The 13,153-nt window shown below is 63.4% G+C and carries 13 protein-coding genes; 2 read left to right on the forward strand and 11 right to left on the reverse strand.

The genetic code is table 11. The features are described from left to right. Window positions 1-10: 10 nt before the first annotated feature. From BUB23_RS19475 to BUB23_RS19515, 10 genes are all read right to left on the reverse strand, one after another. Entirely contained in the window at window positions 11-1,945 is a 1,935-nt protein-coding gene (locus BUB23_RS19475; RefSeq protein ID WP_073106466.1) for a 2Fe-2S iron-sulfur cluster-binding protein, read from the reverse strand. Beyond that, entirely contained in the window at window positions 1,942-3,390 is a 1,449-nt protein-coding gene (locus tag BUB23_RS19480; protein WP_084136138.1) for a cbb3-type cytochrome c oxidase subunit I, read from the reverse strand. The genes BUB23_RS19475 and BUB23_RS19480 overlap by 4 nt, the downstream gene beginning before the upstream one ends. Then, window positions 3,387-3,938, reverse strand: coding sequence for a hypothetical protein (locus BUB23_RS19485; protein ID WP_073106469.1), 552 nt, complete (start codon window positions 3,936-3,938; stop codon window positions 3,387-3,389). The genes BUB23_RS19480 and BUB23_RS19485 overlap by 4 nt, the downstream gene beginning before the upstream one ends. After that, on the reverse strand, window positions 3,922-5,487 hold the full coding sequence (locus BUB23_RS19490) for a hydrogenase iron-sulfur subunit (protein WP_073106472.1): 1,566 nt from the start codon (window positions 5,485-5,487) through the stop codon (window positions 3,922-3,924). The genes BUB23_RS19485 and BUB23_RS19490 overlap by 17 nt, the downstream gene beginning before the upstream one ends. Next, window positions 5,445-6,308: an SCO family protein gene (locus BUB23_RS19495; protein ID WP_084136147.1), complete on the reverse strand. Its 864-nt coding sequence runs from the start codon at window positions 6,306-6,308 to the stop codon at window positions 5,445-5,447. The genes BUB23_RS19490 and BUB23_RS19495 overlap by 43 nt, the downstream gene beginning before the upstream one ends. Window positions 6,309-6,360: 52 nt before the next feature. Next, window positions 6,361-7,290, reverse strand: a complete 930-nt coding sequence (gene cyoE / locus BUB23_RS19500) for a heme o synthase (RefSeq protein WP_084136139.1) — start codon at window positions 7,288-7,290, stop codon at window positions 6,361-6,363. A gap of 54 nt (window positions 7,291-7,344) precedes the next feature. Further along, window positions 7,345-9,036: a cbb3-type cytochrome c oxidase subunit I gene (locus BUB23_RS19505; RefSeq protein WP_084136140.1), complete on the reverse strand. Its 1,692-nt coding sequence runs from the start codon at window positions 9,034-9,036 to the stop codon at window positions 7,345-7,347. Window positions 9,037-9,056: 20 nt separating this feature from the next. Continuing rightward, on the reverse strand, window positions 9,057-9,596 hold the full coding sequence (locus tag BUB23_RS19510; protein ID WP_073106480.1) for a cupredoxin domain-containing protein: 540 nt from the start codon (window positions 9,594-9,596) through the stop codon (window positions 9,057-9,059). Window positions 9,597-9,621: 25 nt separating this feature from the next. Next, complete coding sequence (locus BUB23_RS27080) at window positions 9,622-9,792, reverse strand: hypothetical protein (protein WP_178372349.1); 171 nt, start codon at window positions 9,790-9,792, stop codon at window positions 9,622-9,624. 336 nt (window positions 9,793-10,128) lie between these two features. Beyond that, complete coding sequence (locus tag BUB23_RS19515) at window positions 10,129-11,109, reverse strand: tripartite tricarboxylate transporter substrate-binding protein (protein WP_073106483.1); 981 nt, start codon at window positions 11,107-11,109, stop codon at window positions 10,129-10,131. A 78-nt stretch (window positions 11,110-11,187) separates the two neighbouring features. Between BUB23_RS19515 and BUB23_RS19520 the strand changes: the two genes are divergently transcribed. Beyond that, entirely contained in the window at window positions 11,188-12,093 is a 906-nt protein-coding gene (locus BUB23_RS19520; RefSeq protein WP_073106486.1) for a dihydrodipicolinate synthase family protein, read from the forward strand. Between the two features lie 183 nt (window positions 12,094-12,276). Here the strand turns inward: BUB23_RS19520 and BUB23_RS19530 are convergent, their stop codons facing one another. Then, a complete protein-coding gene (locus BUB23_RS19530; RefSeq protein ID WP_073106489.1) occupies window positions 12,277-12,573 on the reverse strand; it encodes an NHL repeat-containing protein in 297 nt (98 codons plus the stop codon). A gap of 126 nt (window positions 12,574-12,699) precedes the next feature. Here BUB23_RS19530 and BUB23_RS19535 point away from each other — a divergent pair, with 126 nt between their 5' ends. Beyond that, on the forward strand, window positions 12,700-13,116 hold the full coding sequence (locus BUB23_RS19535) for a LysR family substrate-binding domain-containing protein (RefSeq protein WP_073106492.1): 417 nt from the start codon (window positions 12,700-12,702) through the stop codon (window positions 13,114-13,116). Window positions 13,117-13,153 lie beyond the last annotated feature (37 nt).

The raw sequence follows: 13,153 nt of genomic DNA on the forward strand, positions 1-13,153 counted from the left end.
GTATTTTGACTCAGCCTCTGCCATTCCCGGAGTTCGGCACGAAAGCATCCGAGAAACAGAATTCTTCGGCCAGGCCGTGCGACAGAAAATCGGGCACCGCGGCCTGGACCATGCGCACCGAACCACAAACATAGAGCTCATAGCCGCCCAGATCCGGATGATCAGAGAGCAAAGCCTGGTGCACGAAACCGCGCCGCCCGCTCCAGGGATCATCCTCGGCAAGCCCCGAGAGCACCGGCACATACGTGAAGTTATCGTGCGCGGCCTGCCAGCGCCTGAGCTGATCCTGGAGATAGAGGTCGCCCTCTGTGCGTACGCCCCAGTACAGCTCGATGGGCCGGCGCACGCCGCGCCGGAAGGCGTCTTCAAGAATGCTTTTGATCGGCGCAAAACCCGTGGCGCCGGCAATCATCAGAATGGGGCGCTCGCTGTCGCGCAGCGTGAAGCGGCCTATCGGTCCTTCGAAATCGACCTCGTCGCCAACCTGCATGCGCTCGAACACCTGCGTGGTGAAACGCCCGTCCTCGACCCGGCGCACGTGCAGCTCGATGATGCTGTCGTCAGGCAAGGGAAAGGGCTGCGCCGGATCGGCCGGCGCCTTGGCGAAGGAAAAAGAACGCCTGGCGCCATCATCGAGGATGATATTGATGTATTGTCCGGCCTGGTAGCGCAAGACCTTGCCCGATGGCAGCGCGATGAACAGGCGCATCAGCTCTGGTGTGAGCCGCTCCATGCGCAGCACCCGGCCTTGCCAGCGCTGCCATGCCTGCGCTTGATCGGGCGCCAGCGAGGCCACGCCTTCAACCTCGAATTCGACATCTTCCAGCGCAACGGCGCAACACATCAGGGCCTGGCCGCGCGCACGCATCGCGGGCGTCAGCGCGGCCTCCTGGTAAAGCCCGAGATCGACACGTCCATTGAGCACGGTGCAGACACAGACCCCGCAGCCGCCCGAGCGGCAGCCGTAGGGCAAGGCCAGCTCGGCGCGCAGGCCGGCCTCGAGCAGGGTTTCATCGGCGCGCGCCGTGGCGCGCGCCGGCCCGGGATGAATGGTCAGGCTGTGTGCCGCTGCGGAGCCACGGCGCAGCTTCAACCACGGCAGCGCGATGCCCAGCAGCGTCAGACCGATGACCAGCGCCCAGACCAGGCCCGGATGACCTTCCTGTATGAGCGGAAAAACAGGCAGCAGGAACCAGTCCAGCGAGAGCTTCAGCGGCGTGGTGTGCAGGTCCGCCTGACCCTGGCTGGACACCGGCACGGCGATGGACAGCGCCACCAGCGTCAGCGTCACCGCCAGCGCCACGGGCCGTGGCGGCTGCGTGCTCGCCTTGGGCACACGCTGCACATGTATCCACATCAGCAACAACAGCAACAGGGGCACGCCTATGTGCATGAATACCAGCAGCGAAAAAAGACGGTTGGTGACGTGCTCCGGAAGAATGAAGTTGCGAATCAGCCGGCCGCCGAAACCCGGCAGCCAGTCCAGCCATTCGAAGCTGGCCTGCGTGACGAACTGCGCCAGGCGGTCCCAGGGCAGCATGAAGCCGTTGACGCCGGAAACATAGGTCAGCCACAGCAGGCCCATGCCGGTGATCCAGGAAAACGCCCGAAAGCCGCGCAGGCGATCGAGCGCGAAATAGCGCAGCATGTGCAACAGCATGGTCAGCACCATGGCGTCGGAACCATAGCGATGCAGGCCGCGTATCAGGCTGCCCAGGCCCCAGGCGCCGTGGGAGACCGCGACCACTGATCGATATGCGCCTTCCACACTGGTGTCGAAAAAAATATAAAGCACCAGGCCGGTGATGGCGATCACCCAGAACAGGAAGAAGGTGATTTTTCCCAGATGATATAAAGGATTCATGCGGTCGCCGAAAGCACGGTTGAATATTGCTTCGACAGCCATGAATACGGCACGCAGCGCGCGCTGCAAAAGGGTTATCATGCCGCGCCGTCCCTTTGCTTGGCGGGCGTGGCCGCAACGCCTCGCATGGCACGGATGACCACCAGGGCAAACAACAGCCCTCCGCCTATGGCCAACAGCCCGCCCAGGCCCATCAGGCCCATGCCGGCGATTTCGCCGCTGGTGCGCAGCACCTGCTGCGCGCCGGCCACCTTGCGCTGCACGCCATAGCCGCCCGACCACATCAGGCCGACAATGTGCAGCAGCTGCCCGCCACCGTACAACCAGGGCTGCAGCAGCGCCGTGCGGCCCGAGGGCGCGGCGTAGCCGAGCCTGGGCAGCAGCCAGTAGATCATGCCCATCAGGGCCAGCGTGACGCCCACTATGCTGCCGTGGTAGTGCGCGGGAATGCGCACGTTGCTGCCGGCTATGGTCAGCCCGATCAGGCCGCCGGCCACGAACAGCAGCAGCGACGCCAAGACCGCTGCGCGCAGCGGCCGCAGGCCCGGCGCCAGACGCCGCAACGGCGCAAGGCCCAGCAACACCGCCAGCATCAGCGGCGCAATGGCCATTCCGCCGCCCAGGCGCATGGCCCAGGTGTGCATATGGCGATGTTCGACGCTGCTGATGTCGTACATCAGATAGGCCAGCGGCGTAACGAAGACGCCCGCCAGCGCCAGGGCGAACAACAGCAATACGATGCGCGGACTGAGCGGCACCTGGCCGCCGCAAGCCTGCACCAGAACCAGCCACGACACCAGCATGAGCAGCGTCCAGGTGAACTGCAGGGCGTGGCCGCCACCCCAGTAAAGAATTTCATAATAGGCATCGGCCGGCAAGCCCGCGGGCATCACCGCCAGGGACCAGCCCAAGGCCAGCAGCGCCACCGCCGCCGCCACTGCGCTCGCATGCAGACCGAAACGCAGGGCGCCTGTGCCGTCGACCGCCGGCCCGATGGGGACCGCGCAGATCATGGCCTGCAACACGAGCAGAAGACCGCCAGCGGCGAACACCAGCAATGCGATGCGAAAGGTGGCGCTGTCTATCATGGGAATGTAGTTGGCCATGATGGCCGCTCCTGAATCAACGAAGGGCGCCGCGGCCATGCCCAGCGCCCCCGCCGCACACAAGGCCCATGCCAGCTGCGCGGCCAGACGGCTCCCGGGCGTGAGCGCCCTCAGATTGAGGCTCCACAGCATACCGGCAACGGCGACAAACCAGACCAGAACCGACAGGTCGACGTGCACCACCAGCGCCACGCGAAAGAAATCGCCCCCGGGCAGCACTGCGTTGATTCCCGGTGTGCGCGCCAGCACCAGCAGCACAGAGAACAGGCCCGAGCCGAGCAGGGCTGCCAGCGCCAGCCTCAGCCAGGCGCGCGCCAGCCGACGACTGCCGGCCGTTGTTGCCGGCAGTGCATAACGTGCGGGGGTGGAAGCCGTCACACGGCCCATGCTGTCGTGAGTCGATACCGTATGTGCATTCATTGCAGTACTATGCCGCCTTTTTCCGCGTCGAAATCAATGACCAGAACCTGGCCGGGCGCGAGCGCCACGCTGGCCTCGCGTTCGTAGACACGCGCTCCCGGCCGCACGTCATCGTTGAAGCGCACACTAATGCGCTGTTCGCCCGCGGACACCACCAGCCGCTCGTAAATGGCCGCGGCGCCGTCCCTGGACAGGCCGCCTGGCTCGGCCACGCGCTTGAGCATCCTGGCGCCGTTGACATTGACTTCCATGCTCAGCGGCGAGCGCTCACGTGGACACTGCACAGGGTCGCGCATATTGGGCGGCAGTTTGGCCAACTCTTCGTCGGTCAGCCGCCGGCATTCGCCAACCGGCTGGCCCAAGCGCGCAACGCTGACCTTGATCAGCGCCTGGTCCTCGCCCAGTGGATGATAGGGTGGCCATTGCGTGAATACGCCTATGGCCAGCGCAAACAGGCCGTAAAGAAGGAACTGCCCCAGCCACTGGACAGGGCCGGCGGGGCTGCCGCGCCGAGTTTCGACGACGATGGGCTCAGTGGACGATTTCATTGGCATTCATGCTCACATGTGGCGACATGGCCCGCAGCCGTTCCCGCAGGCCCTGCAGGGCTTGGTCAAGCAGAGCTTCTTCGCCGGGTCCGGCAAAAACCAGTTGCAAGCGCTCGGCCGGCGCGTGAACACGCAGCCGCGGCTCACGCTGACGCGTCAGGCGCTGCACCATCCAGCGCTCTCCCAGACGAAACTCGCAGCCCCCTTCACGACAGGCGGCCACAAGTACTCCCGCCGCGCCATTGCGCATGGCGTATTCAACAAAAGATGGGGGCAGCTGCCCTGCGCAAATCAAGCCAAGCACGCTCAGGTCGGCGCCGTGCAAATTGTCATGGGACGCCCCGTGCCGACACGAAAACACCACTATCGGCCGCTGCGCCGTCGACGCCGCCAGCCGGGCGCGCAGGCGCCGGCGCAAAGCGTCGATGGACAGCTGCGGCATGTCAATGCCGGTGACCAGTCGCCGGGCTCTGCGTAACGGCGTGGACGATGGGCAGGCCCCGGCGCAGATGCCACAAGCCGTGCACAAATCGGCATCCACCTGCGCCAGCCGGTGCCCGGGACGTCTGTCGGGATGGGGCACCATAGTCACCGCCGCATAGGGGCAGTCGGCAAAACACCAGGCGCAGCCGCTGCAATTTTCGGCGTCGACCACCGCCACTGCGGCACGCGGCGTTCGCGGCAAAAAAGGCAAGGCAAACAGTACCAGCACGGCGCCACCAGTCAAGGTCAGGGTAAAGCCTCGCGAGGTAGCGTCAGTGAGCGGGTGCAGCCACAGCAGCAACCAGTCAAGACGCAGCTCTGCCGGCACCTGGCCCAGGGCGGCCGGGGCGTGGCTGAGCACCGGGCGTGCCAGTGCCAGCAGCGCCAGCGCCAGGATCACCCCGAACGTCAAGCCCCGTGGCGGCAGCATGGCAACATGTGCCAGGCGCTGAATATGAAACCACAGACCGAACAGCAATAACAGAGGGACCCCCACGTGTACGAAAATGAACAATGAAAACATCCGGTCGCTGAGCGCCGCGGGCGACAGGAAATTTCGCGCCAGCGGCGATGCCAGCAAGGGCAGCGCGTCCAGCCATTCAGCCGTGGACAGCGCCGAATATTGACCCAACTGGTCCCAGGCCAGCCAGAAGCCGCCGATGGCGCTGATGAAACAGAATCCCGGCAAAGGCACGCCCGTCAGCCAATGAAAGCGGCGCGCGCCATGCGCATGGCCGTGCAGCCATTCACGCAAAATATGCAAAAACACCACCAGCATGAGCAAATCTCCGGCATAGCGGTGCACGCCGCGCAACAGGCGCCCCAGTCCCAGCGGCAAATGCGCCAGGCGTTCGACCGAATGCCAGGCGCCGTTGACCGAGGTGTCGAACAAGGCGTACAGAATGACGCCGCTGGCCGCCAGCAGCCAGAGCGCCAGAAAACCGATAGTGCCCAGATGACGCAGGGGATTCTGGGCCGAACCGAACGCCATATCGAAATACCGTTCGATGGTTCGCCAGCCCTTCAGACCCCTTTGCCGGAAACCGCGTGTGCTGTGACTGGACATGGCAAACCCGTTAGACGACGCTGGCGTCTTTGCCGGCGCCACTCGCCAAACAGCCAGATGAACATGGTCAGAAAAAACAGCAAACCACTGGCCATTTGCAGAATCAGTTTCCAGTCATAGCGGTATTCGCCGGTCCTGGCGTCATAGACCGTGCACAGAATGCGCACGCGTTCGATCAGCTGACTTATGGGGCTGGACACGATTTGCGGCTGCTCGTAGAGCAGCAGACGGCGCAGGGGTGTGCCCAGGCGCTCGGCGCTTACCGCGTCGCCCAGCACCTGGCTGTGGATGCGCCCCTCGGCGTCGACCACGGTGACGCCCAGCACGTGGTCGAAACCCGCGGGCGTAGCGACCCAGCTGAAACCGAAGGCGCGCGTCAAGGCCTCGACATCATTGGGCCTGGGGCTCAGGAACGCCCAGTTGCGGTGCTTGATGCGGTGCTGCGAGGCGAACGCGCGCATGGCTTTCGGATCGTCAAAGGGCTGGTTGAAGCCGATGCTGATGACGTTGAACTGGTTTTCACCCAGCATGCTGTCCAGACCCTTGACCGCTGCATACAGGCTGCGTGTCTGCGCAGGGCAGATTTCAAAACAACCGGTGTAGATGAAACTGACCAGCAGAGGTTTGCCCCGATAGCTGCCCAGCCGCAGCGGTTTGCCGTTACTGTCGCGCAGCTCGAAGTCAGGCACCACACGGCCCACTGCGTCTTCGGCCAGGCGAATGGCCTGGGTTTCGTCGATAGCCGGGAGTTCGCCCGGCGCACGCGGTGCCGCGGCAACGCCGGTCACGGCCAGGGCGCCGCCCGCAAACAAAACCAGCATGCCGGCGCACAGCAGGGCCCGCCAGCGCGTCAACCGCCGCGGCGGGGCAAGGTCAGCGCAAGGCCGCATCGAGCCAGACCCCCAGAATGAGCGCGCTCAGTTGCATCATGGATGCAAAGAATGCCGCCATCGCCCGCGCGCGCACCGGCTCACGCGCCAGGGCGAAGGTCTTGCGCAGAAAAAACGCGCCGCCAAGCGCCGCCCCCAGCCCATAGGCCCAGCCGGCGCCAAAACCCAGCGGCACCAGGGAAATGGCCACCAGAGCCACCGTGTTCCAGTGCACGATGCTTGCGGCACGCCCGGGCCCCACGACCACCGGCAGCATGGGCACACCGGCAGCGGCATATTGATCGTGGTTGGCAATGGCCAGGCTCCAGAAATGGGGCGGCGTCCACAGCAACAACGCCAGCGCCAGCAACCATGCCAGGGGTCCCATCTGCGGGCTGACTGCGGCCGCACCGGCCAGCACGGCAAAACTGCCGGCGGCCCCGCCTATGACGATGTTCCATGGCGTGCGCCGCTTGAGCCCCATGGTATAGACCAGAGCATAAGTCAAGGCGCCCAGCAGCACGAACAGCGCAGCGGTCCAGTTGGCGACCAGGCCGGCCGCCGCCACCGCCCCGACCAGCATGCCCAGCATGAGCACCAGCCAGCGCGGGTCCCGCCGCAGCGCGCCACTGGCAAAAGCACGCCCTCTTGTGCGTGCCATGAGGCGGTCACTGTCGGCTTCCACGTATTGATTGAAGGCGCCCGCGCTGGCCGAGGCCAGCAACACGCTCAGCCCCAGCACCAGCGTCCGCCAGGGCGTCACCGACTCATGAGGGACGACGGCCGCTCCTGCGAGCGCCGTGAACATGATAAGCATCCCGATGCGCAGCTTGAATAAGCTGAGCACCAGCCGCCAGCGCGGATGCACGGGACAGACAACCGGCGCCGGCGTGATCCGCGGGGACGACGCAAGAGAGCTTTCGATGTGATTCATGCGTGACTCCAGCACTCACGCTTGCCGGCGGCGGCAAGCGTGACAGGGTGTTGATCAGCTCAAGCCCCACAGGGTGGACAAATACTTCCAGTTGATGAAGTAATAGACGACGAAGGCCACCAGAAAGACCATGGCCAGCACGAAGGTACCCGGGGCAGTAAAGCCGATCGAGCCGTAAGTCAGGGCCGCCGCGCCGGGGGACGCGCGCCCTACAGGCGTGAACCTCGGGCTCGATGCGCCTGCTTCGAGCTTGCGCCCCCAGAGCAGTGAGCCCAGCGTGATGTAGATGAAGGCCACGCCCCCGATGATGGCTGCCACACCGCCTACGCCCACCAGCGCCATCATCAGATAGGCGGCGCCCGGCCATTCATAGGCCATTGCGGCGCCCTGGAAGGCCATGTCCCAGTGCCGGCGCGAAACGCCCAGCGTACCCGCCCCCATCATCACCAGGCAGAGAAAGTACATGGACAGGCCAAACAGATAGGGTTGCCATTTGGCCAGCGTGGGCGCGATCAGTTCGCGCCTGAACAATACCGGGATCAGATAGTAGGTCACCGCCATGAAGGTCAGCGTCGTGCCCACCACCACAGTGGCGTGGAAGTGGCCTGGCACATAAATGGTGTTATGGATGATCAGGTTGAGCTGTTCGGTGCCCATCATGACGCCAGTGATGCCACCCAGAAAGCCGAAGCCGATGAGAGAGATGAATACGGCCGAGAAAGCGGGATTGCTCCAGGGCGCTTTGCGCAGCCACTCGAACAAGCCCTTTGTGAAACCCCTCTGGCGCTGCGCGACTTCCATGGCGCCAGGCACTGTAAGACCGTGCAACATGGAGGCCAGCACGGCAAGATACATGAAATAGCTGGTGTTGATGATTTTCCAGGACGTGGACAGACCGGGGTCGCCCAGCAGGTGGTGCGCGGAGGCCAACTGCAGGAAAAGGATGTAAAGGAAGAAGGCCATGCGGCTGACGCGTTCGCTCATGGGCTTGGCGCCCAGCACCACGGCAGCGATGAAATACCAGATCGTGATGTGCATGGCGACATTGACCTGCTGCGATGAATGCCCCAGGGCCCACCATACGGTGCGATAGATCAAGGGGTCGACATGCATCAAACCCATCGACATCAGCCAGGCCGGGATGATGATGAATGCGCCCGACAGCAGCGTGAATACCATGATGATGGCAGCCGTCAGGCCGCCGAAAGTGACCAGCGGGATCGACCCTTCATAGGTTTTTTCGCGCCGCGCCACCACCAGCGTGCCGAAGAACACGGCGCAGCCAATCAGGGCGCCAACGGCAAACAAGATGATGCCCAGATAAAAAGCCGGCTCGGCCATCATGGGTACGTAGCTGGTCATCATGACGCTGGAGCCGCCGCGGAACACGGCGACATTGTTGACCACGGAGCCGATCACCATTAGCGCGAAACCCAGCCAGGCGAGCTTTGGTGTCGCGATGCGACAGCGCAGCAGCACCGAGGCGCAGAAATACATGAATCCGACTTCGAAGAACATGAGCCAGAAAATCAGCATGTCGAGGCCGTGGGCGGTAAGCACCATGTAGAAGGTCTGGGCCTCCAGCCAGCGAATTGCCGGCCAGCGCGTGAGCACCACGCCGAGGGCCAGGATGCCGCCAAATGCCAGCCACAGCATGCCAGTGACAATATTGAATTTGATGAGTCGTTCAGCTTGGCGCTCGAATTGCAAGCCGGAGCGCGGGCAAGTACGGTAAGTAGTTGTCATCGCAGTCATCCCTTTTCTTTTTATTTCACGTACAGGCGGCTGACCATGCGGTGGTGACCGATGCCGCAATATTCGTTGCATACCAGCGAGTATGTTCCCGACTCATTGGGGGTTACGGTAACGACGTGCTCGAAGCCCGGCACCAACTGGATGTTGATGTTGGCCGGCTGCAGGGAAAAGCCGTGGTTGTAGTCCAGGGCCGTGAGGTGCAGGCGGTAGGTCTTGTCTTTTTCCAGCTCGAGGATGGGCCAGAAATTCCACAGGCGCGCCAGCAGATAGACGTCACTTCCGGCTGGTGGCGCGACCACGGGAATTTTTTCTTCGGTTTCAGTGCGCACGGTGTATTTGTCCACCATGGCCTGCGCTTTTTCCATGAACTGCGCCGGTGTGCTGCGGTAGGTTTCTGTGGACAGGTTCTGTTTGCCCCAGATGTGCCAGCCCGTCATCATGACGAACAAAATGATGCACCAGAGCAAGGCTATGGCAATCCAGGTCCCTTCAACTCTGTCGATCGGGTGCTTGTACCAAAGCCGGTCTGCCGGCGGAAGAATAGCGCTCATTTTGCGGTACTCCGGATATTCCAGGTCATTGGGTGAGGGGCAGAAGCACGATTTCGACGACGCCCCACAGGTTGTAGACGATCATCGGGATCGCCACTCCCAGAGCAAGCAGAATGAACGGACTGTCCAGCAGTTGCTGCATCCACGGTATGGGCGCATCGAGGTCGTTCAGGTCATCGTGATCAGGCGTCGGCATGGTAATTTTCCATCTGTCAGCGCACACTGTCAGTGCGCGCGGGGATCAGCGCCTTTGCACATTAGCGATCGTTAAAAAATATGTCAATGCTTCGGACCTGCGATCTGCTTTATTGCAAACATAGATTAAGAATAGGCCTGATTTATGGGCTCGCAACGAGGCCGGATGTGGAAAAAAAGTCATTGCGTTGTGATCGGTCGGACTGCGTTCCGTCACACAGAGCGCAAGCAAAACGGGAGAGTTTGAAATCCGAACGAACACCCTCGGGCCCCGCTCAGGCAGCGCATTTCCGTGCCCGCGGCGGCGGCCGGAGGCCGGAGGCCGGCGCGCCGGCCGTCAGGACGGATTCTGCCGGGCGCCCGTTCGCTGGACGATATCGGCCCATTTCCTGTCTTCGGCCCGAATGAAGGCGGCGGTATCCTGCAAGGATCCGCCGGCCGGTTCCAGCCCGTGGCCGGCCAGCCGCTTCTGGAATTCCGGCTGCATCAGCAGCGCATTGACGTCAGCATTGAGCCGCTGGGCAATCGCCTGCGGCGTGCCGTCCGGCAGGAACAGCGCCACCCAGGTGTAATCGGTATAGCCGGGGAAACCCGATTCCGCGGCGGTCGGCACGTCCGGCAGCGCCGGGCTGCGCGCGGCACCGGTCACGGCAAGGGCGCGCAGCCGGCCAGCCTGTATCTGGGCCGCCGCGACGGGAACAGGCACGATGGCCAGATCGACTTGCCCACCCACCGCCGCCGCGATGGCCGGGCCGCCGCCGCGAAACGGCGCATGAATGATGTCGGCGCCCGACAGTGCGTTGAACAGATAGTCGCCGGTCAGGTGCGACGTTGACCCGCTGCCGGGCGAGCCGAAGCTGAGCTTGCGCGTCTTGGCCAGCGCCAGCAGTTCCTGCAGCGCGCCGACGCCCAGCGCGGGATGCGCCACGATGACGTTGGGACTGGAGGCGATATTGATGACAGGCGTCAGCGCCTGCAGGCGATAGCCGGTATCGTTTTCCAGCTGCGGATTGACCACGACGGAAGTGGTGGTGACCAATGCGGTGTAGCCGTCCGGCGCGGCTTTCGCCACCGTGGCGGCGCCGATATTGCCGCCGGCGCCGCCACGGTTGCTGACGACGACGGATTGGCCCAGCGCAGCCGCCAGGCCGTCGGCAATGCTGCGGGCGCCCAGGTCGGCGATGCCGCCCGGGGCAAAGGCGACGACGATATTCAGGGGCTGCCGTGGATAATCGCCGGCGGACCAGGCGGAAAACGGGGCTGCCAGTGTCAGCAGCGCCGCTGCGGCATGGCGCCTTATATGCGAGGGGAATGTCATGATGCCGGAAAATTGGAACGGAGCGCATCAGTCTACGGTATATTGCCGACACCACTACGATCTTCTGGCTGATAGCACATGACAGGCGGCAATAAAGATTTTCACGGGGTGTTTCCCTATCTGGTATCGCCGGTCGACGGCAAGGGCAAGGTCAAGACACGCGTGCTGTCCACGCTGTGCCGGCATCTGATCCGCTCGGGCGTGCACGGCTTGGCGCCCCTGGGCTCTACCGGCGAATTTGCCTATCTTGGCGCCGATCAGCGCCGCCGCGTGGTCGATGTGGTCATCGAGGCGGCCGGCGGCAAGGTGCCGGTCGTGCCCGGCGTGGCATCCACGACCATTGCCGACGCCAGGGCGCAGACGCGCGATTATGAACGCATGGGCGCCGACGGCATTCTGGCCATCCTGGAAGCCTATTTCCCGGTGGATGACGAAGGGGTGTACCAGTATTTCAAGGCCATTGCCGATGCAACGTCGCTGCCCGTGGTCCTTTACACCAATCCCAGTTTCCAGCGATCGGACCTGAGCCTGCCGGTGATAGAACGCTTGAGCCGCGTGCCCAATATCCGCTATATCAAGGATGCCTCCTCGAATACCGGCCGCCTGCTGTCCATCATCAACCGGGTGGAGGGGCGCATGCAGGTGTTCGCGGCATCGGCCCACATTCCCACCGCCGTCATGCTGATCGGCGGCGTCGGCTGGATGGCCGGGCCGGCGTGCCTGGTGCCCGAACAGAGTGTCGCGCTGTACGAATTATGCCGCCAGGGCCAGTGGGACAAGGCCATGGCGCTGCAGCGCCAACTGTGGGGCATCAACCAGGCTTTCGCCAAATACAACCTGGCGGCGTGCATCAAGGGCGGGCTGGCCCTGCAGGGGTTCGACGTCGGCGATCCCCTGCCGCCGCAGGCGCCGCTGTCCGAAGCCGGGCGAGCGGATGTGGCGCGCATGCTGCAGTCCCTGGGAGCGCTGCCGGAGCAGCGTTAAGCCGGGGCGCCGGCAGCTCCGGGCGAGCACCATATCACCGAGTATCCAGGTTGGCTTCGATATGCAGCTCGAACTTCAGGTGCCGCCAATCCTCGCGCCAGTCGTGCCACATAGAGGCCATCCTCGACCTAGCGACATCACCAGCCACATGATGGCCAACCAGGCACGACTGACCGTTCAGGTTCAGCCGGTGGCAATACGATAACCGTAGGCTGTATTCGTACCCCAATCAGCAACGACAGCCGCCGAACGGTCGGCGGAGACGGCGAGTCCTACCGGACTCCTGAGGCCCTCCGCCACCACGACCGTCTGTCCGTCCTTGCGCACCTGCTTGACCTGGGTTCCACCGTAGTCGACCACGTAGACGGATTCCTCGTCTGCAATGGCGATGCCCGGGCCTGGCTGCGCAAACTCGCGTGTAACGGTACGAGCACGCCCATCAGGCCCCGCGAAGGAAACCCCTCCGTTGATGTTCGACACGAAGTAGCTGCCATCCGCGAGTTGGACGGCGCCTACCGCGGAGGAAAGGCCTTTGGCGACAATGCGATCACCACTCCAGCGTGACGGCGCTGCAAAGGCACGGACACCAAGCGCGGGTATGATCCAATGGTCGCGTGCATTGCCTCAAGTCATCGGGCCGCTAAGAGGCGACGGGTTTCATTACTTGATTTGCAGTCCGACAACCTGTTTTGGTTCGACCGCAAGCTCAATCCCGCCTACTACGATTACTGCCTGAAATTATTTAATCGGGTCGGTTATTCGGCGCGCAGAATCCCGGAACCCGCAGACCACCATATCTTGCTTGGCTTGATTGCTGAAGGGCAAGGCATCGCACTCGTTCCGAAATCCCTGCATTCAGTCACTCGGAAAGGGGTGGTCTTCAAGCAGATCGTGGAGGGTGATCAGCTCAGTATTCGGCTCAGTGTGGCCTATCAGCCCGCAGCAGCGTCGCCAATGGTTCTGACATTGGTCGCCATGCTCAAGGAGAGATTTTCCGCCCAAGGCGCGAGTGCTGTAGCGTAAGCCAAAAAAAGCTCGCGGCCCGGCGGCAATAAAAGAA

Origin of the sequence: Pollutimonas bauzanensis (assembly GCF_900129885.1) — a bacterium.
GTDB classification, from domain to species: Bacteria; Pseudomonadota; Gammaproteobacteria; order Burkholderiales; family Burkholderiaceae_B; genus Pollutimonas; species Pollutimonas bauzanensis.